Source organism: Lamprobacter modestohalophilus (assembly GCF_016583905.1).
In the GTDB taxonomy this organism is placed as follows: Bacteria; Pseudomonadota; Gammaproteobacteria; order Chromatiales; family Chromatiaceae; genus Lamprobacter; species Lamprobacter modestohalophilus.
Genome location: NZ_NRRY01000038.1, coordinates 1 through 23,350, shown reverse-complemented (window position 1 = coordinate 23,350; position 23,350 = coordinate 1). Strand labels below are relative to the sequence as shown.

The window sequence follows — 23,350 nt, the reverse complement described above, 5'->3', positions numbered from 1 at the left end:
GGGCGAATCGGGTAATAAAGCAAAAAGATGACAAAGCGATTAAGCTTTCGGACTACCGTCCCGAGCACCTGAGTAAGCGCCCCATGAACCTGGCCTTTATCTCTCACCAAGATTGTCTCGAGCACAAGATGGGCGCGCACCATGTCGAGGTGCCGGAGCGCCTGCACGCGATCTCGGATCGGATGATCGCCGCCGGCATGGAGATGCTGGTGACCCATTATGACGCGCCCAAGGCAAGCCGTGAGCAACTCTTGGCGGTGCACGACCCCGACTATGTCAATGCCCTGTTCGAGGCTGCGCCCAGCGCCGATGATGTACTGGTCTGGGTCGATGGCGACACCGCCATGTCGCGCGGCTCACTGAGCGCAGCGCTGCATGCAGCCGGCGCCGCGATCCTCGCCGTCGATCTGGTGATGAGCGATCGCCACCACGCCGCCTTCTGCTCAGTGCGCCCTCCGGGTCATCATGCCGAGCGCGCGCGCTCGATGGGCTTCTGCTTCTTCAACAACGTCGCCGTCGGCGCCGCGCACGCGATGAATGCGCACGGGCTCAAGCGCATCGCCATCGTCGACTTCGACGTCCACCATGGTAATGGCACCGAGGATATCTACGCCGGAGATGAGCGGGTGCTGTTCTGCTCCAGCTTCCAGCACCCGTTCTATCCTGGCTCCGGTGCCGGCCCGACGGCATCGAATGTGATCAACCTGCCACTACCCTCCCGCACCAACGGCGAGGCCTTTCGCGCCGCGATGCAGGAACATTGTCTGCCGCGACTCGACGCCTTCGCACCCGAGTTGATCATGATCTCGGCCGGCTTCGATGGCCATGCCGAGGATGACATGGCGCACTTCATGCTGCGCGAGCCGGACTATGCCTGGATCACCGCCGAGCTGCGGCAGATCGCGGTGCGCCATGCGCATGAGCGGATTGTCTCTTGCCTCGAGGGTGGCTATAGCCTCTCAGCGCTCGGGCGCAGCGTCGCCGTGCATATTGATGAGCTGATTGGGCATGGCTCATGAGGCCGAAGGGTTGATGACACCAAAGCCAGCTCTTGCCTCTGTCCGAATAGAAGAGGCTCACGCTCATGGCGTGGTGCTACACCGGAAAATGAATCGCGTGAGATTCAGGTTAAACAGGCGCAAAGGCCTGGTTGAAGACGAGAAGAAATGCCGCCGCGCGCTCGACCACCCAACGCGCCCGCTCCGACTCGATCTCCTCGCCCGTGTAGTCGGCAAGCAAGCGCATACGCTCTACCTGGTTCAGGGTGCGGCCAAGATCGGCCGGGATGCGTCCGGTCTTGACCAGATGCTTGCCGAAAGCGCCGATTAACCCGCTGTGCGTGCGGATCTCTGCGGGGTCCGCAGCGACACCCCCTCCTGTCGAATGCGTTCGATCAGCGCCGGGTTTGAAAAGCGTTCCGGGTGCGACCACTCGTCCTGCCAGAATGGGATCGCCTCGATCAGAATGTCCGTTTCCAGCATCAGATCGAAGGCGATATCGGCCAGATGCAACGCAACATCGACCCGGCAAGCATGCTCGCCTGCCAGCAGCACTGCGACATCAGCATCGCTGTCGGGCCTTTGCTCGCCGCGTGCGCGGCTGCCGAACAGCACCGCGCCTACCACAACGCCCGCTAGTGCCGGCGAAGCCTTAGCGCGGGCCATGAAGCGCTGAACCGCATCCGCAGTGGCGGCATCGATGTCACTGTAATCGCGGATGTCGTTCGACAGGTGATCAACCATTCATGACAACCTGAACAGCAGGCCGGTAACGTTGGAAATTGGCATCTGACGAAAGAATAGGAATCCCCTCGCTCAGGACCGTCGCTATCTGAGTATCGATCAAATGGCGCATGTCACTGATATCCGCTCAGATCATCTAGCGGCACATTATAATCGTCAGGGATTTGGTAGCCTTTCTCGGCAAGACTACCAAGGCGCACCCCCTTGCGCGGTTCTCGGTTGGACTGATCCTGGGGGTCATCGACCAGAAACATCACCACCACCTTCGCTCGACCTAGGGTCGGCGGCGGCTCTTCAAGCGTCACCTCACCATTTTCAAAAGTGCCCGTGATTGCTGCATACATGATCGTTACCGGGTGCGGCCTCGACATGAGGTCGCGTGATGTTGTGACGTGGCAAGAAGAGGCTCGCGCAGAGACGCAGAGGCGCAAAGGAAGAAAGAGCTTGCTCGATGTTCCCAGTGCGCTTCTCTTGTCCTTACTCTTCTTCTCTTCTTCATCTTCTTCATCTTCTTCATCTTCTTCTCTGCGCCTTTGTGTCTCTGCGCGAGATCTCTTTTTCTTGTGTCGTCTACGCGACATGGCACCATCAGATTGACATTATGCAGAGGCCGCACCCATCGTTACCTCACAGCTGGCCTCTTAGCGTCCAAAGCCTCCGGAACAAGCGAGCTGGTCTCGCGCCTACCACTCAGCAGACGAATCGTCTTCGCGACCAGTCTGCGATAATCGGCTTTCTCCAGCAAGCAGCCCGAAGCAACCCATAGACAGCATGCCCACCACAGCCCTCCTCTGGCTGCGTCGCGATCTGCGGCTCGGCGATAACCCTGCGCTCAGGGCTGCAGTTGCACAGAGCGAGCGACTGATCCCGGTCTACATCCACGCCCCTGAAGAGGAAGCGCAATGGCAGCACGGCGCAGCCTCGCGCTGGTGGCTGCATCAGAGTCTGAGCGCGCTTGACCAAGGGTTGCGGCAGCGAGGTAGCGGGCTGCTCATCCGTCGCGGTGAGAGCCTTGCCGTGTTGCGGCAACTGATCGTCGAGACCGGGGCCACAGCGCTGCATTGGAATCGCTGCTACGAGCCAGCGGTGATCGCGCGCGACAGCGCAATCAAGCAGGCTCTGCGCGCCGAAGGAATCCGCTGCAGCAGTCACAATGCCGCGTTGCTCAGTGAGCCTTGGGAGCTGAAGACCGGCGCCGGCGAGCCCTATCGCGTCTTCACGCCCTATTGGCGCCGCCTCAGGGCCGAACTGCTGAAACGGGACGACCTGACCGACCAGAGCGCCGCGCCAGACGCACTCCAACCGCTGCCAACCCCACTCGAGCAGCTGCCCCTCGAGGCCCTAGATCTGCGCCCGCAGATCCCCTGGGATCAGGGCCTGCAAGCGAACTGGCAGCCGGGCGAAGCCGGCGCCCGCGCGGAGCTGGAGCGCTTTCTCAACGGCCCCATCGAGCCCTATCACGAGGCCCGCGACTGGCCGTTCGAGCGCGGCACCTCGCGGCTCTCGCCACACCTACACTTCGGCGAGATCAGCCCGCGCCAAATCCTCGCTGCCATCCGCGACCGCGGCATCGCTGCCGAGGTCGCCGAGCCCTTTGAGCGCGAGCTGGGCTGGCGCGAATTCAGCTATCAGCTGCTCTATCATTTCCCACACACGCCGAGCGAGCCCCTGAACCCGCGCTTCGCCGACTTCCCCTGGCGCAGCGGCGACACCGAGCCGTTGCTTCGGGCCTGGCAACGCGGCCGCACCGGCATCCCCATCGTCGATGCCGGCATGCGCGAGCTCTGGCACAGCGGCTGGATGCACAACCGGGTACGAATGATCGTCGCCTCGCTGCTGACCAAGAACCTGCGCCTACCCTGGCAAGCAGGCGCGCGCTGGTTTTGGGACACGCTAGTCGATGCCGATTTGGCCAATAACACCCAGGGCTGGCAGTGGAGCGCCGGCTGCGGTGCCGATGCCGCGCCCTACTTCCGGATCTTCAACCCGGTGCTGCAGGGTGAGCGCTTCGACACAAAAGGGCTTTATGTCCGGCGCTGGTGCCCGGAGCTGGCCCGCCTGCCCGATCGGTTCATCCATCAACCTTGGCAGGCGCCGGCGAGCCTCTTGGCCCAATGCGGTGTGCGGCTCGGGCGTGACTATCCAGCGCCGATCGTTGATCTGAAGGAGAGCCGCGCCGAGGCCTTGGCGGCTTATGATCAGGTCAAGGGCAGCTCTTGAGCAGACTTGCCGGCAGTCGTCGGACTTGTCATTGACCCGCTGAGTCGCAGCGCTCAGAGACCGCCCATTAAGCCTCACCACTGCTGACATGAGCAGCCAGACGATGCCAAACCACTCTCAGCCTCAGCCAAGCACGCCTCAACCTCAGTCCCATTCCCTGCTCCAGCCACGCAAGCCCCAGCCAAGCCAGTCTCAACCCGGCCAGCACCTACGCTGGACCGGCTGGGGCTTGATGTTGCTCTCGCTGCTGATCCTGAGCCTGCATCAATTCGAATATCAGCTCCCCGCCTGGCGCGTCGATCTACTCGGCGCCGATCCGCCCAAGGCCGATCTGGTGCTGGTCGAGAAGGGCGCGCGGCGGTTGTCCTTGATCCGCAATGGCGAGATCTACCGACAATGGCGCATCAGCCTCGGCTTCGACCCCATTGGTCACAAGCAGCGCGAGGGCGATGGCCGCACGCCCGAAGGTCGCTACATCCTCGACTGGCGCAACCCGGGTAGCTGCTGCTTCAAATCGCTGCATGTCTCCTATCCCGATGCGGCCGACCGTGCCGCCGCGGCCGCGCGCGGCGATGATCCCGGCGGGCTGATCATGATCCATGGTCAGGTCAACGGCAGCGGCTGGCTCGGCTGGCTAAACCAATACCGCGACCACACCCACGGCTGCATCGCGCTACGCAATGGCCCGATGGAGATCGTCTGGCGCGCCGTCGAGGATGGCACGCCGATCGAGATTCGACCCTAAGGCTCATGGCGCCGCGCCACCCCGGCAGATGGATCGCGCGAGATTCACGTTAAGACGGTTCCTGCTCAGACCAAGGGCCAGGCGGCGTCGCGGTTTGATTCGCGAGCAGATGGGCGACGATCTCGGCCGGGTCGTCGAGCAGTTTAAGCTCGACTTCGCCGGGCGCAACCGCGCCGGCATCGTAGAGCTGCGTCATCACCACATCCAGCATCGGCTGCCAAAAGGCCGTGCCGGCGAGCACGCAAGGAAAGGCCTCGACCTTGCCGGTTTGGATCAGCGTCAGGGTCTCGAACAGCTCGTCCAGGGTGCCGAAGCCGCCGGGCATGAACACGAATCCGGACGAGTATTTCAGCAGCATGACCTTGCGCACGAAAAAATAGTCGAAGGTCAGCACCCGATCGAGGTAGGGATTCGGGTGTTGCTCATGCGGCAGCCGGATATTGCAGCCGACGCTCATGCCGCCGGCTTCTCGAGCGCCGCGATTGGCCGCCTCCATGATGCCGGGGCCACCGCCAGTGATCACCGTACAGCCGGCACGCGCCAGATCGGCGCCGGTCGCTCGCGCCAGCTGATACCAGCGATGCCCCTCGGGAAAACGCGCCGATCCGAAGATGGTGATACTGCGTCCAAGGTCGAACAGACTGCGGCAGCCTCTCACCAGCTCGTTGAAGACCGTGACCCCACGATCGAAATCGACCAGCAGATCATCGGCGCCACGCAGCAGTTCGCGCTCACGCGCGGACTTTGGCGTTTTCGGTTGAGCGCTTAGTAGCGCGTCTCGTGGTGCGTTTTGTAGCGCGTTTGCTGGTGTGTTTTGCATCCTGATCACCGCAGACCAATCTTTATCCTATAAACCGCAGATGGCGCAGATGCACGCCGATTGAAATATTAAAAAAACCAAGGCCCTGGTAGGGTTGGCAAGGCCTATTGCCGATTTTTCCGGATCGTGGCGCTCAATTTAGGTAGCCGTTGCTGGACGCCTGTTTGGCGTTTTGAAGTATCCCAGTGCGCTTTGACACGAGCCTCGATTGCTCAGCTCAGCTCAGCTCAACGCCTGCATGATGCGCTCGATCTGGCGCCGATGGGTACTGTTATGGATGGCCGCGAGGGCATGCCACTGCGCCGCAGAGAGCGCACCGAACCAGGGATGCGGCAGCCTCGCCCCAGCACGCAGATTGCCAAGCTTGTCAACGATGTCGCTATAGCGCTCGACCAAGGCGACCAGATCGCCGATCTGCTCCGGGCCGGCCTCCGGCACCGGCTTGACCTCCTCGATCTTGACCTGAGTCCCGACCAAGCTACCCGAATACAGCTGCGGCAAGATCGCGGCGATCGCCGTGTTGACGATCACCAGATGCTCGAGCGTCATGTACACCGACCAGTCGCGGCTGCTGTCTTCGATGCCGATGAAGCGCTCGACCCGCACCCGCTGACGCCCCTGCGCCTCACTCAGGCCGCGCGCCAAGGCGATGGCGCGCTCGGCCTCCTGACGAAACAGTTGCGTCATCCGGTCCTTGCCGTAGAAACGCGCTGCCGCACGAATCCCCGCCCCAAGCAGCTGGCGCTCGAGCCAGCTGATGCCTTTCCCCGGCAGCTCAAGTGGTGGTGGCGCTGTCGAGCTCATGCGACGCCCCCGGATGCGCCGATGCCCTGAGCTGAAGCGGCTTGAGCCTTGTCCGTGCCCTTGCCCGAACCCTCCTGCTTGGCATCGTGCTTGGCCTTGGCGTTGGCCTTGGCGTTGGCCTTGCCATTGGCCTTGCCATTGGCGTTGGCGTTGCCATCACCCGAGCGTGCCTTCTTGCCTGTCGCTCTCTGGCTCCTTGCGCCCTGCCCCTGCCCAGCACCCGCTTGACCAGCGTTATCCTGCGCCTTCGCCCAGGTATCACGCAGGGTCACGGTGCGATTGAAGACGGGACGCTCCGGCGTCGAGTCCGGATCGACGACGAAATAGCCCTCGCGCTCGAACTGGAAGCGCGCGCCCGGCTCCGCCGCGGCCAGGCTCGGCTCAAGCATCGCACCGCTCAGTACACGGAGCGAATCCGGATTCAGATCCGCGCGAAAGTCGCGATCGCCCGCACCCGGCTGCGGCACCGTGAATAGGCGATCATAGAGCCGAACCTCAGCATGAATCGCCGTCTCGGCCGGCACCCAATGGATCACGCCCTTGACCTTGCGCCCCTCCGGGTTCTTGCCGAGGGTGTCAGGGTCAACCGTGCAGCGCAGCTCGATCACCACGCCATCCGCATCCTTCACCACCTCGTCACAGCGGATCACGTAGGCATTGCGCAGCCGCACCTCGCCGCCCGGGATCAGGCGCTTGAAGCCCTTCGGCGGCGTCTCCTCGAAGTCACTGCGATCGATCCAGAGCACCGCGCTGAGCGGCAGCTCACGCACGCCCATCGCCTCGTCCTTCGGATGATTGCGCGCCTCGACCGCCGCCGGGGCATCAGCCGGCAGATTGGTCAGCACCACCCGCAGCGGGTGCAGCACCGCCATCGCGCGCGGCGCGGACGCATCCAGCTCATCGCGAATCGCGCTCTCAAGCATGCCCATCTCGACCAGGTTGTCGGCCTTGGTCACGCCGATGCGCTCACAGAAGCCGCGCATCGCCCCTGGCGTGTAGCCACGTCGGCGCAGCCCAGCAATGGTCGGCATGCGCGGATCATCCCAGCCATCGACGATCTGCTCGGAGACCAGCTGCGTCAGCAAGCGCTTGCTCATCACCGTGTACTCGAGGTTGAGCCGACTAAACTCGATCTGGCGCGGCTGGCAGGGCACCGAGACGTGGCTGACGCACCAATCGTAGAGCGGGCGATGATCCTCGAACTCCAGCGTGCAGAGGGAATGGGTGATGCCTTCCAGCGCGTCTGAGATTGGATGCGTGTAGTCGTAAGTCGGGTACAGACACCACTCGCTGCCGGTCTGGTGATGGATCACCCCGTGCCGAATCCGATATAACACCGGATCGCGCAGGTTGATGTTGGGCGATGCCATGTCGATCTTCGCCCGCAGCGTCCGCGCGCCATCCGGGAACTCGCCGGCGCGCATACGGCGGAAGAGGTCCAGATTCTCCTCCACACTGCGATCACGAAAGGGGCTGTCGCGACCCGGCTCGGTCAGCGTACCGCGATAAGCGCGCGTCTCCTCACCGGAAAGATCGCAGACATAGGCCAAGCTCTGCTCGATCAGCTCAACGGCAAACCCATACAGCTGCTCAAAATAGTCCGAGGCAAAGCGCACGCGCCCACCCCAGTCGAAACCGAGCCAGCGCACATCGGCCTTGATCGACTCGACGAACTCCGGACTCTCCTTACCCGGATTGGTATCGTCGAAGCGCAGATTGCAGACCCCGCCCAACGCCTCGGCCAGCCCGAAGTTGAGCACGATCGACTTTGCGTGGCCGATGTGCAGATAGCCATTCGGCTCAGGCGGGAAGCGCGTGACCACCGTTGTATGCTTCCCACTCGCCAGATCGTCCTGAACAATCTGACGGATGAAGTGGGTCCGGGTCGGCATCGAGACAGAATCAGCCATAGCAAAAAGCACCCAAAGACCGACCGGCTAGGGATCAGCAGCCGACCGGCGAAAAACGCGCAGCATACTGGCTTGTCGCGCATCCTTGAACCCTGCGTTTGCCAGCACGCCTTAGGACCACTACCCTATCGCCAGCTCGGCGTCCGGCTGAAGGCCATAAAGTCCTTGGGCAATTTCTATCGACAGCGCATCACGCCTGAGAAGAAACCCGCACCGTCTCCATCGCAGGCCGAGACCCGCAAGCTCGTTCACAAGCAAGCTCGTTCACCATATTCGGAGCCAGATCATGCAGAGAGCCGCTTCCATTCTTGCCATCGCCATCGCCGGCACCTTCGTCACCAGTCTCAGCGTTGCCCAGGATGACGCACCAGCCCCAACCAAGCCAGCCGACGCCTTTATCCAGCAGCTCGACACCGACGGTGACGGCAAGGTCAGCCTCGAGGAGGCACTCGCACCGCAAAAGCCGCGCTTCACCGAGACCGACACCGACGGCGATGGCTTCATCAGCATGGAGGAGGCGAGCACCGCATTCAACAACCAGGTGCCTGCCGAGATGCTCGAAGCCATGAAAGAGCGCGGCATGCCCGACCCCGGCGAGACCTTCGTCAAGAATCTCGACAAAGACGGTGACGGTAAGGTCAGCCCCGCAGAGTTCGAGCAGCCGACAGTCGAATCGTTCGAGCGGATGGATGCTGACAGCGACGGCTTTGCAACCAATGAAGAAGCGACGGCATTCTTCGAGGAGATGCAGCGCCAGATGCAAGAGCAAATGCAGAAAATGCAGCAGATGCAGCAACAGCAAGAAGGCGCAGCCGGTCCGCAGCAATAAGCACAGCAGATCCGCAACGCTCGGCCAAGGAAGGCCGACAGATCTTTAGAAACTGTCCTTCAACTTATTCCCGATTTGAGCACCAGTGTAAGGCGATCATCGGGAAGTAGAAAATAGACAGTTACTTACGCAGCAAACGCTCAGGGTCCGCTGCCTGCGCTCATGCTTTCAGCTGATGTCGATCGTGCGTTTCGCCTAATGCTCAAATACGGCGCGACAGTGCCCAGACGACGAAGCGCGTGAGACTCACGGTAACGGACCTAGCGCGTCGCCACACTGATCGATGAAACACTTGTTTCACGGCAAGCACAAAGTACACAGCCCCCCGGACGATGAAGCTCCTGTTTCACGGCAAGCCGTCTCGGTTAGCAGTATCGGTCTGCAGAGCGCAATCAAACAGCACGTCCTCACCCATCCGATAGAGCCGATGCGCCGGACGTAACGCATCCGCAAGCCGTTCAGTCGCTGGGAGCGTCACGCCGCGTCGGCCGCTACCGATGATCAGTGGCGCAACCGTGATCTGTAGCCGATCGAGCAACCCCTGCTGCAGAAACCGCGACACCGTCACCCCACCACCCTCGACGAACAGCCGCCGCAGCCCGCGAACTCGTAACGCATCGACGACCGCTGCCAAGTCGAATCTGGCGGCCGAAGCGCTTCCCTCAGGCACCTCGATCAGCTCCGCATCGCCATAACCCACCGCCGCGTCGCCATCCTCGCCTCCACGATCACTTGTTGGGCGAACACCTGTCGGGCGAACACCTGTCGGGCGAACACTCGTCGGGCGGCGAAACAGTAGCGTCGGCGCACGGCCATCGGTAAAGACCTGGCGATCGCTCGGCACCCGTGCATCCGGATCGAGCACCACCCGCACCGGGCTCGGGCCGGGCACCAGACGGGTGGTCAGTTTTGGATCATCAACCGCGACCGTGCCCGCGCCGACGATCACCGCATCAGCAAGCGCGCGCATCCGATGCAGATGGGTGATGTTTTCAGGTCCGGTGACGAAACAGGCGTCGCCGACGTGGGTTGCAATGCAACCGTCCAGGCTTTGGCCGAGATGGCCGATGATGCAGCTGCGGTCCGCACTGCCATCGATCGGAAGAAATGGTAGATAAAGCGACCAGAGGTCTTGCAGCCCATCAACTGACGCTTCAGATGGAGGCCGAGACCAACGCCAGTGCTGAACTGGATCGCAAACCAGACCAAGCGCTGCGGCAGCCGCCCTATCGCCGCTCGAGGCGGCAAGCAGCGCCTGCCATCGATGAGCGTTAGCGGAAGATGGTTCTGAACCGTTACTCAGCGATCTGGACCAACTCGAGCTGAAAGGTCAGATCGCGACCGGCCAGCGGATGATTGCCATCGACCGTGACCTCCTCGTCGTTGAAATCGGCGACCGTGAATTGCAGCGTCTCACCGTCCGGCCCTTGGGCCTGCAGCAGCATGCCTTGGGCAAGCTTGATCTCGGGCGGGATCGCGGTGCGCGGCACCTGCTGCACCATGGACTCGTTCCGCTCGCCATAGGCCTCGCCGGAGGCGATGGTAATGGTCTTGTTCTCGCCGAGCGTCATGCCGACCACGGCCTCTTCAAAGCCGCTGATCATCTGTCCCTGACCGAGCGTAAACTCCAGCGGCTCCTGGCCGCGCGAGGAGTCGAATTCGGTTCCATCGGTGAGGGTGCCGGTATAGTGGACTTTGACGGTATCGCCGCTCTTTGCTTCGGTCATCGGAGAGTTAGCCATAGGAATACTCGTGGAAGGGTTTCGGCTGAGATGCATGGAGTAGCACGCGCCAGAGCAGGCGCGGCCAATGATTTCAGCCCACCTTAGACGAGCCTCGCGCCGAGCGCAAACCCGAGGCTCAGAGATAGACCAGGACGTAGCCCTCGGTGACCAGCTTGATCTCAGCGGCGATCGCACCAAGCACCACATCGATGTCATCGCGTACATTCTGGTAGTAATACCCACTGTCGACGATGGCCTGGCCACAGACGTAGAGCTTGACGCCGGCCGCCTTGAGCTTCTCGATCAGCTCGGCGTTCGGATTGCGCTTCAGATAGCGGGCCTCGTAGGTCGTGTCGTCCAGCACTGCGCGGGTTGCCGTGCCGTGAATCACAACCGCGATCTCCAGGTTCTCCGCAGGCTTGCCGTCATCACCGAACAGATTCACCGCACGTGCAACATGCCAGAGTCCGGCATTGATACCGCCAGTGTTCTCCGCACCCTTCGCGATATCGAACACCACCTTGTAGTCTTCACTCGGGTCCGGTTGCAGCTTTGCGTCTGGCAACGGGTTGATGTAGCCGTAGCCGGTGATGATCGGGGCCACCCACTCAGCCACCTTCTCATCGGCCGTCGATGCGGCCGCGGACAACAGCAGCCCGCAAGCAACGAGTGCAGAACAGCAATAGGCGAGAGACTTCTTGTTCATCGACATAGACGGACTCCATCGTTGGTTAGGGGGGAGCATTGAATGACGACCTTTCAGGGGCGGAGCTAAAGCCTACTCGAAGACTAGGTCTTTTTCATCCCACCGTTTTTGTCACGATTCTTTATCTTCCGCCACCGATGTGGTCGCCACCGGCCGCGAGCTGATGAGCCGAATCAGCTCCAGCGGTGCCAGCACGCGCGACGGCGGCGCAGCGCCAAAGCACACCTGGATCAGGGTGTCGACCAGCTGCTGCCCGTCTGCGCCACGGCCGAACAGCCGGTCAAACACCCAAGGCGTGAAGGCATAACGTTGCGCAAGCTCCATCAGGACAAAGAGTGCGCCAAAGCGCTGCCGGAGGCTGCGCGAATAGCCGGCCAGCGATCGCGCAGAGACGGGTCGATCGCTCGGCGCTCGGCGCAGCGCCTCGATAACCGAAGTGGCCGCAAGCTCTGCAGATTCGAGTGCGTAATCGATCCCTTCGCCAGTGAACGGGTTGACCAGTCCAGCCGCCTCGCCAACCGCGAGCAGTCCGTCTGCCCGCTTTGGTGCCCGCAGAAAATCGCTGCGGATCGGATAGCCGGCAACCGGGCCAACACCTACGCCGCCCGCCGTCAGGCGCGAGAGTTCCGGATGCTGCTTGAGCAGCCCGGGCAACAGCGAGGCGGCCGACACCCCGCTCCCACCGCTGTACCAGTAGCCGAGGTTTGCACTGGTCGGGCCGGTCGGGAACAGCCAGGCGTAGCCAGGGAGCGGTAGATGATCGAAGAAGAAGCGTAAGTCCGGCCCCGGAGCAGACATCTGCGCCAAGTAGCAGCGCGCCGCGACGCTATGCACGCCACGCCTTGGCGCCAACGCTGTCCGCTTGATGAGGGATAGCGCCGCACCAGTCGCGATCACCACCAGCCGCGCCGGCAGCGTCTCGCCCTCAAGCTCGACGCCGCCGCCGGTGGCCAGCGCACGCACATGCCCGACTTGAAAGCGCGCACCCGCCGCCAGTGCGTGCTCCTGCAGGAGCAGATCGAAGCGGCGGCGCGCCAGCACCAGGGTGCGATTCGGCATCGCACCATCGCCGGTGATCAAGGTCTCGGCCTCGGCGCCCCCTGGCGCCCGAAAGCGAATCCGTGTCGCCTGATGCGCTTCGGCGGCGACCCGCTCCAACAGCCCGAGACGCCCAAGATAATGCTGCGCGCGCGGACTCAGGCAATCACCGCAGACCTTGTCGCGCGGGAATGCCGCCTTGTCGATCAGCAGCGTCCGGATGCCAGCGCTAGCCAGGTGATAGGCGGTCGCGCTGCCGGCAGGTCCGGCACCGACTATAATCACTTCAGGCTCGATAGCCTTGGCCATGCTGCTCCCCTTGATGGTTGCGGAGGTCATCGATCGCCGGTCGGGTCAAAGCCCTGTTGCGCGTGAGATCAATAAACACTTTGGCAAGGCTGCGTTTGCTGGCTATCCTTAGCCCGTTAACGTCTTGACTTGGAATCGGTGAAGCAGTTGGGCATTGTCGCAGATATCGACGGCGAAGTGGCCGGCAGGCAAGACGTCGATCGATTCTTCTCGCTCTCCTTACAGCTTCTGTTAATCGCAGACAAAAACGGTCGCATCCGTCGCTGCAACCCGGCTTGGCGGGAGCAGCTCGGCTGGAGCCCCGAGGCGCTGATCGGGCGTTCGTTCTTAGAGTTCGTCCACCCGGACGATCTTCTCGCCACCCAAGCCGAAACCACCAAGCTCAGCGCCGGCGGAGCAACCTCGCAGTTCGTCAATCGCTATCGCCGCGGAGATGGCGAGTGGCGCAGTCTGGCCTGGTCTGCCGTGGCTGCGCCCGACACCGGTCGCATCTATGCCATTGCCCACGACGTCACCTTGCAGGAGCAAGCCACGCAGGCGCTACGCGCGAATGAGCAGCGGCTGCGCGACGCCGAGCGCCTCGGCGGCCTCGGCAGTTGGGAGCTGGACCTCAAGACCGAGCAGCTCTTCTGGTCCGATCAGATCTATCGGTTGCTCGGCCACGAGCCCGGCAAGATCGAGCCTTCCTACCACAGTTTCCTCGACCTAGTTCATCCCGAGGACCGCGAGGCCGTTGATCGCGCCTTTCAGACATCGGTCGCACAGCATCATCCGTACGCCATTGCGCATCGCATCCAACTCACGGATGGGAGCGTCAAATGGTTAAACGAATATGCCGAAACCCAGTACGCCGATGACGGCACGCCTCTACGATCCATCGGTACGGTGCAGGACATCACCGAGCAGCAGCACAATCGCCTGATGCTCGCCGTGAAGGCACGCCGAGACGAGGCCCTGTTAGCCCTACCGCGCATCGCGGACGATCTGGACGAGCTGGCTATGCTCCAGCACGCGCTCGCACTCGCCGAAGATCTCACTGAGAGCGAAATCGGCTTCGCGCACTTCGTCAACAACGATCAGACCTCGGTCGAATTCGCCGCCTGGTCCTTGCGCACCCTCGACGCCGGCTGCCAAGTCAACCACAACATGCACTATCCATTGCAGCAGGCGGGGCTGTGGGCTGATGCACTGCGCCGGCGAACACCCATGATCATCGGTGACTATCCGGCGCATCCGCACGCGAAGGGCTTGCCCACTGGACACATCGCACTCAAGCGCGCTCTGGTGGTGCCGGTCCTCGATGGCAATCAAGTCACGATGCTGTTCGGCCTTGGAAACAAGGTGACTGACTACGACAGGATCGATATCGAATCCGCGCAACTATTAGCGAACGAGGCCTGGCGCCTCGCCCAACAGATGCGATCCTTGGCGAAACTCAAGCTCGCTGACCAGGTGCTCGCCGAGACCCCGCAGGGCGTCGCGATTACCGACGCCGATGGCGCCTTGGTGCGGGTGAATACGGCCTTCACCCGCATCACCGGCTTCAGCGCCGACGAGGTGCTCGGGCAAAATCCTCGGCTGCTGAAATCTGGAATGCACGACAGCGCCTTCTACCGCGCGATTTGGTCCGAGATCGCCCAGCACGGAAGCTGGCGCGGAGAGCTCTGGAATCGGCGCAAGAACGGCGAACTCTATCCGCAGTGGCTGTCGATCAGTGCCGTGCACGATCCGAACGGCGAGGTGGGCCACTACGTTGGCCTGTTTACCGACCTCAGCGAGTCAAAACAGGCGCAAGAGAAGATCGACTATCTGTCGCATCATGATGCCCTCACTGGCCTCGCCAACCGCGCACTCTTCAACGAGCGCCTTGAGCACGCGCTGACGCGCGCATCGGGTAAAGGCCATCTGGCGCTGCTCAATCTCGATCTCGACCGCTTCAAGCAGGTCAACGACACCCTCGGCCATCAGGACGGCGACCAACTCCTCATCGAGATGGCGCGCCGCATCCGCTCCGAGCTGCTGCCAAGTGATACGCTGGCGCGGCTCGGCGGCGACGAATTCGCACTGCTGCTTGAAGAGCGCGCCAAGGCGGCGCCGGTTGCGGCCCTCGCGCGCGAGCTGCTGACGCGCATCGCCAAGCCAGTCACTGTTGCCGATCGCGAGCTGGTGGTAACCGCCAGCATCGGCATCAGCCTGTATCCGGCTGATGGGAGCGACGCCGATAGCCTCGCCCGTCAGGCGAGCCAGGCGCTTGGCGCGGCCAAGCGCCTGAGTCGCAACAGCTTTCAGTTCTTCGACCGCTCGCTCACGGAAGGTGCGTTAGAACGGCTGATCACCGAGCACGCGCTGCGCGGTGCGGTCACGCGCAACGAGCTGCGGCTGCAATACCAGCCGCAGGTGCGGCTCAGCGACGGTGCGCTCGTCGGGGTCGAGGCACTGGTGCGCTGGCAACACCCAGACCTCGGCCTGGTCCCACCCGGCCAGTTCATCCCGCTCGCTGAAGACATCGGCGTGATCAGTGAGATCGGCACCTGGGTCATCGCAGCCGCCTGCCAGCAGCTCGCAGACTGGGACCGACAAGGCCTCCATCTGCCGCGGATCGCGGTCAATCTATCCGCGCGTCAGCTCGACGAGGTCGCCCTGCCCGCAACCATCGCGACAACCCTGCAAGCCTTCACGCTCCAACCCGAACGGCTCGAGCTAGAGGTCACCGAATCCATGCTCATGCGCAACCCGGATGCCGCGCGCGCACTGTTATCCGAACTCAAGCGGCTTGGCACACGCATCAGCATCGACGACTTCGGCACCGGCTATTCCAGCCTGGCAATGCTGCGGATACTCCCCCTGGATCAACTGAAGATCGACCAAAGCTTCGTGCGTGACATCGGCGCCGACGACAACGACGAGGCGATCGTGCGCACCATCATCGCGATGGCCCGCACACTGGGATTAGAGACTGTCGCCGAGGGCGTCGAGGACGCCGAGCAGCTTGCCTTCCTCAGCCACGAGCAGGTCGATCTTGGCCAGGGCTATCACTTTGCCAAGCCGCTACCCGCCGACGATCTACTCACGCACTGGCGCGAGCGGCTCAGCCCTAACAGTGCTGCGCGCACCGGAGCATTCTGACGCACGGGTGAACCCCCGTTGGCGGCACCGAATGCCGAATCACAATACGTCATGCTGCGCAAGCTCGATTCCGCCAGCCGTTGTATGATGCCCGAGCATTAACGAATACTGATTAGCTTGAGGAGACGCGTGAGCACCATAGACAGTGCATTGCCGAAGGCCGCAACAGGGATCTCTGGACTCGACGAGATTACTTGCGGCGGCTTGCCCCGCGGCCGCCCGACTTTGGTCTGCGGCGGCGCAGGCTGCGGCAAGACACTTCTAGCCATGGAGTTCCTGGTCAGAGGTGCAACCGATTTTGGCGAGCCAGGGGTCTTTATTGCGTTCGAAGAAACCGCCGAGGAACTGGCCCAGAATGTCGCCTCGCTAGGGTTTGACCTCAACGACCTGGTCGCGCGCGGCCAGCTCGCGCTCGACTTTGTCGCGGTCGAGCGCAGCGAGCTTGAGCAAACCGGTGATTTCGATCTCAGCGGACTGTTTATCCGTCTTGGCTATGCGATCGATTCGATCGGCGCCAAGCGCGTCGTGCTCGACACCATCGAGACGATCTTCGCCGGCCTACCGAATCCGCTGATTCTGCGCGCCGAGCTGCGACGCCTGTTTCGTTGGCTCAAAGACAAAGGCGTCACCGCCATCATCACCGGCGAGCGCGGCGACGGTCAGCTGACCCGCCAGGGCCTCGAAGAATATGTCTCCGATTGCGTCATCACGCTCGATCATCAGCAGCGCGATCAGACCTGGACCCGCCGCCTGCGCGTGCTCAAATACCGCGGCTCAAGCCACGGCACCAATGACTACCCCTTCCTGATCGATGCCGACGGCATCTCGGTGACCCCAATCACCTCGCTTGGCCTCGACCACCCGGTCTCTACCGAGCGGATCTCGAGTGGTGTCGCGCGGCTCGACACCATGCTCGGCGACAACGGCTTCTTTCGTGGCAGCAGCGTGCTCGTCTCGGGCACCGCCGGCACCGGTAAATCGAGTCTGGCGGGACATTTTGCCGCGGCCACCTGCGCCCGCGGCGAGCGCACGCTCTATTTCGCCTTTGAGGAGCCTGCAGCCCAGATTCAGCGCAACATGAGCACGATCGGTCTCGACCTGGCACGCTGGACCAAGCAGGATCTACTGCGTTTTCACGCCGCTCGTCCTAGCTTCACCGGCCTTGAGATGCACCTCACGCTCATCCATCGGGCGGTTGAGCAGTTCGCACCATCAGTGGTGATCTTGGACCCACTGAACAGCTTCATCACCCAAGGTAATGAGCTCGAGGTCAAAGGCATGCTGACCCGGCTCATCGACTTTCTCAAGACGCGCCAGATCACGGCGCTCTTTACCAGCCTGACGCTCGGCGGCGAATCCTTGGAGCGGACCGATTCGGCCATCTCCTCGCTGATCGATACCTGGCTGCTGTTGATGTCAGTGAACACCGGCGGCGAGCGTAACCGCGCCCTCAGCATCCTCAAGTCTCGCGGCATGGCCCATTCCAATCAGACGCGCGAATTCCTGATTACCGACAATGGCATCCAGCTCCGTGACGTCTATGTTGGGCCAGGCGGGGTCTTGACCGGCAGTGCCCGGCTGGCGCAAGAATCCGTTGAGGAGAGCGAGCAACTTGAGCGGCAGCAGGAGATCGAACGGCGCAAGCACGACCTCGAACGCCGCCGCACCATCCTGACCGCCCAAATTGCCGCAATGCAGCAGGAGTTCGAGGCGCAGGAATCCGAAACCCTAGCGCTCATCGACCGCGAGCTACAACGTCAGGCACGGTCGGTTCAACATCGCGCATCGATGGCCTCGGTACGCCGCGCCGATGCACACAGCCAGATGGCGGAGGAGGATAAAACATGAGCGCAACCGCCGACGACGACAAACCGCCGGTTCGCACCGAGCCTGTCGCCGAGCCCCAAGACCGCAACCTTCGCCACGCGATCAGCGAATCGAGCATCCCGTTGGCCAGCAGCGCGGCCGACACCCCAACGGCTGCGGCGACCGACGCAACCGTCACCCTGGATGAGGCCGAAACCAGCGAAGGGAATCAGCGCTGGACGCTGCGCCTGTATGTCGCCGGCCAGACGCCGAAGTCGCTGGCCGCTTTCGCTAACTTGCAGGCCATGTGCGAGGCCCATCTGAGCGGGCGCTACCAGATCGAGGTCATCGACTTGCTCGAGAAGCCACACTTGGCGCAAGGTGATCAGATCCTCGCGATTCCGACCGTCGTGCGCCGGCTTCCACTTCCCATGCGTAAGATCATCGGCGACCTCTCCGACACCGAGCGCGCCATTGTCGGCCTCGACTTACGGCAGTCGATCTGGCACGTCAACCCTTAGCGGTTAACGCCCAGGCCTACGCCGGACAGATGCACTGCACCGGCAACCGGTTGATCCCCCTACCACGCCCATGATTGTCACCGACCAACCCCCTGACTCGCCCGCCGACGCTAAAGCGCAGATTCGAGATCTACAGCAGCGCTTGGCCGAGGCCGAGGCGGTGCTCGACGCGATCCGCGCCGGCGAGATCGACGCCCTGCTCATCGCCGGCCATCAAGGCGGCCGAGTGCTCGAGCTGCAAGGCGCCGAGCACGACTATCGCCTGATGGTCGAAGAGATGGGCGAAGGGGCCATGACGCTGACCGCCACCGGCCACATCTACTTTGCCAACCGCCGCATGGCGGCAATGCTCGACCTTCCACGTGAGGCTCTCACCGGCACCCTGCTGAGCGCGCTGATCAGCGCGACTGATCGCTTGGCCTACCAAACCTGGCTGGAAACCCAATCACCGCGCCCCCAACAACGCTTAGAGCTGCAGCTGATTCGTCAGGGCGGCGCCCTGATTCCCTGCCACCTCTCGCTGACTGAGCTACCGTTGGAGCAGAAGCAGGGTGCCTTCTGCGTGGTCGCCACCGACCTGACCGAGCAGAAGCATGCCGAAGCCGCGGTACGACAGAGTGAGCACCAGCTCAAGACCATTGTCGAGCACCTACCCGTCGGGGTCTGGTTCCTAGACCGTCGCGGTAAGATCACTTACGGTAATTCGGTCGCACAGCAGATCTGGAGCGGCACCCAATGCATTGGGCTCGAGCATTTCCGCCAATGCAAAGCCTGCTCGAGCAAGTGTGGTCGCGCAGTCGCGCCCCAGGATTGCCCAGCATCACGCGCCATTCTCCGCGGAGAGACGATCTTGAATAAAGAGGTCGACATCGAGTGTATCGACGGCTCAGCAAAGACCATCCTGACCTCGGCCGTCCCGATCCAGGACAACGATGGCGGCATCGTCGGTGCGGTGATCCTGAATCAGGACATTTCCGCACGTAAAGTCGCAGAGAATCAGATTAAGCAGCTCGCGTTCTTCGATGCCTTAACCCACCTGCCCAACCGGCGCCTCCTGCTCGACCGACTCAATCACGCCCTGGCGACGATCCGCCGCGACGGCCATCATGGCGCGCTCCTGTTCATCGATCTCGACCACTTCAAGGACCTCAACGACAGCCTCGGCCACGATATGGGCGACAATCTCTTGCAGCAGGTCGCTGAGCGTCTGATGCAAAACGTACGGGCACGCGACACCGTCGCCCGGCTCGGCGGTGACGAGTTCGTTGTCGTCTTGGAAGGCCTGAGCGATGAGGCCGATCAGGCCGCGCAGCAGACCCGCACCGTCGCCGAAAAGGTTCAGCAGGCGCTCACCGAGCCTTATCAGCTCGGGGAGAAGCCCCATCATGTAAGCCCAAGCATCGGCGCCACCCTGATCGAGCCCGCCGACGCGAGCGTCGACGAGCTGCTGAAGCGCGCGGACCTGGCGATGTACCAAGCCAAAGACGCCGGCCGCAACACCTTTCGCTTCTTCGACCCGCAGACACAGATCGCACTCGAGGAGCGTACCGAACTCGAGGCGCATCTACGCATGGGCTTACTGAGCCGGCAGTTCGTACTGCACTACCAGGCCCAAGTCGACAGCGCCGGGGCCTTGATTGGCGCCGAGGCCCTAGTGCGTTGGGCACATCCCGAGCGCGGGCTATTGGGTCCAGATATCTTCATCCATCTCGCCGAGGAGTCTGGACTGATCCTGCCGCTCGGTAAATGGGTGCTGCACGCAGCCTGCTCGCAGCTGGCCGACTGGGCAGCCGAGACTCGCAGCGCACAACGCTCACTCGCTGTGAACATCAGCGCACGTCAGTTTCGTGACCCAGGCTTCGTCGCCATGGTGCGCTCGGCAGTCCTCTCACATGACATTGACCCGAGCCTGCTCGAGCTTGAGCTCACGGAGAGTCTATTGCTCGAGGATGTTGAGGACACGATCACTAAGATGGTGGCCCTGCGCACACTTGGGCTGCGGTTTGCGCTCGACGATTTTGGCACTGGCTACTCGTCACTCGCCTACCTCAAACGGCTGCCTCTCGATACGCTAAAAATCGATCGCTCCTTCGTCGACGACGTCACCCACGACGCCAATGCCGCTGCGATCGTACGCGCCATCCTCGCCCTCGCGCCGCAGCTCGGGCTCTCGGTCATCGCCGAGGGCGTCGAGACACAGGCCCAAAGACGCTTCCTGACACGCAATGGCTGTCGTGCCTTCCAGGGCTATTTGTTCGGTCGTCCTGGGCCACCTGCGGCCCTGTCGAGCTACAGCACTGCCGGCAGCCCGAGTCACTCAGCGACCTGAACCTCGACCAGAGCGCTATCTAAGCGCTCCCCGAGGCATCAGCCCGGTCATCATTGTGAATCACCATGGCATCGCCCGATTGGGCGAGCACGAACAGCCCTTGCCGATAGGCATAACGCCCGACGTCCTCGCTGTTGATGACCAGCGGGCGCGATCTCCATCAGGTGGAGCGCGAGGGCAGACGTCGAGACAATAGCGGCGTGCTTGTTCAGGCAATGGGGCCTGTTGGATTTGACCATAGGCGAGCGGGGCTTGTTCGCGCAAGCGTTCGCGGTCTTCGACCAGATAGGGCAGATAAGTTGGCGAGTAGCGGATGCTCGGGTTGGCTATGGCGCAGGTGTTCAAACACCTCAATGAGGTAGACGCGGCGGATGGGGCACTGCGGGTCGCGGGCGCGGTCGATGGCGCTGAGCCAGGGAGGGCTCGGTCTGGTGGTCGTGCTCAGGACTGAGGAACAGCAGCAGGCCGCGCACCGGTTGCTCGAGACTGCGCTCGCCGAGCAGGCCCATGTCGATGAGCAGGCGGTGGTAGATGGCGTCGTCTTTCTGGGCTTGGACCTCGATCGCCCAGATGGCTTGCTTGGGGTCTGCCGTTAGCACGACGCCGTCGATGCGCAGGCCGTTGGTGAGCAGGCAGAGGACTGTCTTGGCCTACCCAGCCTGGTCATCAGCATCGCCGAGAACCAACGTCCAGCCTGCGCGGCACTGGCCGATGCTGGCCTGATCGACTATCTTGGACACCAAGAGGCCATTGGGAGCGAGCGGTTGCGCCTGGCGCTCCAGAAGCTCGTCGCAGAACCCGCTAGACGCCAGCTGTTAGCCAAAGCAAGTGCCGAACAAGTCGATGGGCAAGGCGCGCTAGGGTGCAACCTGCCGAGCGCGCCGACCGGCGCCGGAGCGTGCCCCACCCACAGGGCATGAAACGACGCCCTTGAGCAAGGCGGTGCTCACAGGCGTAGGCTGATCAGGACAACCATCCCGTTGAACCGCCACCGCCTGATAGGCCGCCATGTTCAGTCTACACACGTCCACGCTCACCAGCCACGGCCCCCAACTGATCGAGCAGATGCAAGAACTGGTCAACTTCGTTGAGGCGTCGCTTGAGGACAGACGGGCGACCCACGAGGTCGAACAAGGCCTCTGGCGCGGGGTCTTGGCCTTGGGTCATAGCCTGCTGGGGGCCTTCTTTGCCGCCAGTGGTGATGGGGATGTCGGTGAGGAGCACCTCACGGAGCAGGGACGCGTGCTCAAGCGCTTGGCGCCGCGCACGCGCCCCTATCGCAGCGTGTTTGGTGAGTTTCAGCTCGAGCGGTTCGTCTATGGCCAGCGCGAAGGCCAGGCCATCGAGCTGATCCCCTTGGATGCGCGGTTGAAACTCCCCGAGACCTGCACCTCGTTTCTGCTGCAGTCCTGGAACGAACAGCTGATGATCGAGCAGCCCTACGCACAGACCAACGACCTGCTCGAGCGCGTGCTCGAGGTGCGCCAATCGGTGCAGACACTGGAACGTCAGCAGGCCGGGTTGAGCACCTCTGTGGACGCGTTTTGGGCGCAGCAGCCGCCACCCACGCCGGCGTCAGCAGAGACCCTGGTGGTCAACACCGTCGATGGCAAAGGGGTGGCGATGCGTGCCAGCGAGACCCAGGGGGTGGGTGGCAAGAAGAAGATGGCCCTGCTCGGCAGCGTCTACAGCATCGCCCCGTTCGTGCGCACCCCAGACGCGGTGCTCGAGGCGCTGTTTGCCGAGAAAACCTCCGCGCTGAAGCGACCGCCGACGGCGCGTCCGAAGCCGTTGCACAAAGCCGTGCGCGCCGGCCTGATCCGCGATGCCGAGGACCACAGCGGCGAGCAAACGCGGATGATCTTCGCGTGGCTGCAGCAGCAAAATCGGCTGCGCAATCCCGACGGCGCGCAGCACACGGTGGTGCTCATCGATGGGCAGCGCTCGCTGTGGCAGGCCGCCGCCACCTATCTGCCAGGCGAGGATGTCACCGAGATCCTCGATATCATCCATGTCGCCGGCTACCTCTGGGAGGCCGCCGAGGTGCTTGAGGACACGCAGGAACAGCGCCGGGCCTGGGTCAAAACCGCCCTGGGTCAGGTGCTCCATGGCCAGGTCGCTGACGTCCTCGCCGACCTCGATGCACAGCGCAAGCCCCGCCGGGGCCGGGCGCGCAAACGCCTCGACAGCGTGTACACCTACCTCGATGGCAACCGCCATCGCATGGCCTATGACGCTTATCTGGAGGCTGGCTTCCCGATCGCCACTGGTGTGATCGAAGGCGCCTGTCGGCATCTGGTCAAGGATCGCATGGAGCGCTCCGGCATGCGCTGGACCGTGCCGGGTGCCCACGCCATGCTGCAGCTGCGCAGCGTCGCGCTCAGCGAGCTGTGGGGGCCGTTTATGGACTTTCGCATCCACAGCGAGCTGACACGCCTGTATGGCGATCAGGCCGCCAACGATGATCAGGCCTTGCCGATCGCTGCTTGAGGGCCTTGTGTCACGCGATGGGACAACGGTGAATCAATCACTTAGCGGCGCGCTCGGGTAACTTCTCAATAAGTCACGGCAACCGGGAGCCGCTGCTGCGTTAACCCATCTTTAACACCCATATTTATAATTCCTTTTAGATCATTAGCTTGCGCTGCATGAAATCGGCGAGTGGCACTACAAAGTCGCCATTCTTGAAAATGGGGTCGTTCAGACGAGCATCTTGGTCAC

The 23,350-nt window shown here is 62.6% G+C and carries 20 protein-coding genes; 10 read left to right on the top strand and 10 right to left on the bottom strand.

The features are described 5' to 3' along the window. Positions 1-83 precede the first annotated feature (83 nt). Together CKO42_RS18440 and CKO42_RS18435 are read left to right on the top strand one after the other, a co-directional pair. Positions 84-1,019: a histone deacetylase family protein gene (locus tag CKO42_RS18440; RefSeq protein WP_200247256.1), complete on the top strand. Its 936-nt coding sequence runs from the start codon at positions 84-86 to the stop codon at positions 1,017-1,019. Then, a complete protein-coding gene (locus tag CKO42_RS18435) occupies positions 1,009-1,329 on the top strand; it encodes a hypothetical protein (protein ID WP_200247254.1) in 321 nt (106 codons plus the stop codon). Before CKO42_RS18440 ends, CKO42_RS18435 begins: the two co-directional genes overlap by 11 nt. Here CKO42_RS18435 and CKO42_RS18430 read toward each other — a convergent pair. Both CKO42_RS18430 and CKO42_RS18425 read right to left on the bottom strand, forming a co-directional pair. Continuing rightward, positions 1,326-1,742 (bottom strand): nucleotidyltransferase family protein, encoded by a 417-nt coding sequence (locus CKO42_RS18430; RefSeq protein WP_242479514.1) that lies wholly within the window; start codon positions 1,740-1,742, stop codon positions 1,326-1,328. The two genes, CKO42_RS18435 and CKO42_RS18430, sit on opposite strands and share 4 nt — an antisense overlap. Before the next feature lie 113 nt (positions 1,743-1,855). After that, complete coding sequence (locus CKO42_RS18425) at positions 1,856-2,323, bottom strand: hypothetical protein (RefSeq protein WP_200247251.1); 468 nt, start codon at positions 2,321-2,323, stop codon at positions 1,856-1,858. Between the two features lie 190 nt (positions 2,324-2,513). On the opposite strand from CKO42_RS18425, the gene CKO42_RS18420 reads away from it, so the two are divergent. Beyond that, the gene (locus tag CKO42_RS18420; protein WP_200247249.1) at positions 2,514-3,962 is read left to right on the top strand and encodes a cryptochrome/photolyase family protein; all 1,449 of its coding nucleotides are present in this window, start codon (positions 2,514-2,516) and stop codon (positions 3,960-3,962) included. A gap of 103 nt (positions 3,963-4,065) precedes the next feature. Beyond that, positions 4,066-4,707 carry a L,D-transpeptidase family protein gene (locus CKO42_RS18415; RefSeq protein WP_242479513.1) on the top strand — a complete coding sequence of 214 codons (642 nt, stop codon included), beginning with the start codon at positions 4,066-4,068 and terminating at the stop codon, positions 4,705-4,707. 49 nt (positions 4,708-4,756) lie between these two features. Here the strand turns inward: CKO42_RS18415 and CKO42_RS18410 are convergent, their stop codons facing one another. From CKO42_RS18410 to CKO42_RS18400, 3 genes are all read right to left on the bottom strand, one after another. Beyond that, complete coding sequence (locus tag CKO42_RS18410) at positions 4,757-5,527, bottom strand: LOG family protein (protein WP_200247247.1); 771 nt, start codon at positions 5,525-5,527, stop codon at positions 4,757-4,759. Between the two features lie 222 nt (positions 5,528-5,749). After that, a complete protein-coding gene (locus CKO42_RS18405; protein WP_200247244.1) occupies positions 5,750-6,331 on the bottom strand; it encodes a DinB family protein in 582 nt (193 codons plus the stop codon). Beyond that, positions 6,328-8,223, bottom strand: coding sequence for a glutamine--tRNA ligase/YqeY domain fusion protein (locus tag CKO42_RS18400; RefSeq protein ID WP_420844330.1), 1,896 nt, complete (start codon positions 8,221-8,223; stop codon positions 6,328-6,330). Before CKO42_RS18400 ends, CKO42_RS18405 begins: the two co-directional genes overlap by 4 nt. Positions 8,224-8,527: 304 nt before the next feature. On the opposite strand from CKO42_RS18400, the gene CKO42_RS18395 reads away from it, so the two are divergent. Then, positions 8,528-9,070 carry an EF-hand domain-containing protein gene (locus tag CKO42_RS18395; protein WP_200247239.1) on the top strand — a complete coding sequence of 181 codons (543 nt, stop codon included), beginning with the start codon at positions 8,528-8,530 and terminating at the stop codon, positions 9,068-9,070. A gap of 346 nt (positions 9,071-9,416) precedes the next feature. Here CKO42_RS18395 and CKO42_RS18390 read toward each other — a convergent pair whose 3' ends face one another. The 4 genes from CKO42_RS18390 to CKO42_RS18375 form a co-directional block, all read right to left on the bottom strand. Continuing rightward, positions 9,417-10,139 carry a RibD family protein gene (locus tag CKO42_RS18390; protein ID WP_338034949.1) on the bottom strand — a complete coding sequence of 241 codons (723 nt, stop codon included), beginning with the start codon at positions 10,137-10,139 and terminating at the stop codon, positions 9,417-9,419. A 226-nt stretch (positions 10,140-10,365) separates the two neighbouring features. Beyond that, positions 10,366-10,797 carry an FKBP-type peptidyl-prolyl cis-trans isomerase gene (locus CKO42_RS18385; RefSeq protein WP_200247237.1) on the bottom strand — a complete coding sequence of 144 codons (432 nt, stop codon included), beginning with the start codon at positions 10,795-10,797 and terminating at the stop codon, positions 10,366-10,368. A 133-nt stretch (positions 10,798-10,930) separates the two neighbouring features. Next, positions 10,931-11,500: a DsrE family protein gene (locus tag CKO42_RS18380; RefSeq protein ID WP_200247234.1), complete on the bottom strand. Its 570-nt coding sequence runs from the start codon at positions 11,498-11,500 to the stop codon at positions 10,931-10,933. 111 nt (positions 11,501-11,611) lie between these two features. After that, positions 11,612-12,877: an NAD(P)/FAD-dependent oxidoreductase gene (locus tag CKO42_RS18375; protein ID WP_200247232.1), complete on the bottom strand. Its 1,266-nt coding sequence runs from the start codon at positions 12,875-12,877 to the stop codon at positions 11,612-11,614. A gap of 117 nt (positions 12,878-12,994) precedes the next feature. Here CKO42_RS18375 and CKO42_RS18370 point away from each other — a divergent pair, with 117 nt between their 5' ends. The 4 genes from CKO42_RS18370 to CKO42_RS18355 all read left to right on the top strand — a co-directional run bounded on the left by CKO42_RS18370 (position 12,995) and on the right by CKO42_RS18355 (position 20,629). Continuing rightward, positions 12,995-15,973, top strand: a complete 2,979-nt coding sequence (locus tag CKO42_RS18370; RefSeq protein ID WP_200247230.1) for a sensor domain-containing protein — start codon at positions 12,995-12,997, stop codon at positions 15,971-15,973. Positions 15,974-16,102: 129 nt separating this feature from the next. Continuing rightward, positions 16,103-17,821 (top strand): circadian clock protein KaiC, encoded by a 1,719-nt coding sequence (gene kaiC, locus CKO42_RS18365; RefSeq protein ID WP_200247227.1) that lies wholly within the window; start codon positions 16,103-16,105, stop codon positions 17,819-17,821. Continuing rightward, positions 17,818-18,300, top strand: coding sequence for a circadian clock KaiB family protein (locus CKO42_RS18360; RefSeq protein WP_200247225.1), 483 nt, complete (start codon positions 17,818-17,820; stop codon positions 18,298-18,300). Before kaiC ends, CKO42_RS18360 begins: the two co-directional genes overlap by 4 nt. A gap of 70 nt (positions 18,301-18,370) precedes the next feature. Further along, positions 18,371-20,629 carry a putative bifunctional diguanylate cyclase/phosphodiesterase gene (locus CKO42_RS18355; protein ID WP_200247222.1) on the top strand — a complete coding sequence of 753 codons (2,259 nt, stop codon included), beginning with the start codon at positions 18,371-18,373 and terminating at the stop codon, positions 20,627-20,629. A gap of 350 nt (positions 20,630-20,979) precedes the next feature. Here CKO42_RS18355 and CKO42_RS27490 read toward each other — a convergent pair whose 3' ends face one another. Further along, a complete protein-coding gene (locus CKO42_RS27490; RefSeq protein ID WP_338034947.1) occupies positions 20,980-21,228 on the bottom strand; it encodes a DUF2887 domain-containing protein in 249 nt (82 codons plus the stop codon). Between the two features lie 409 nt (positions 21,229-21,637). Between CKO42_RS27490 and CKO42_RS18345 the strand changes: the two genes are divergently transcribed. Next, a complete protein-coding gene (locus CKO42_RS18345; protein WP_200247219.1) occupies positions 21,638-23,119 on the top strand; it encodes an ISKra4 family transposase in 1,482 nt (493 codons plus the stop codon). The last annotated feature ends 231 nt before the right edge of the window (positions 23,120-23,350 follow it).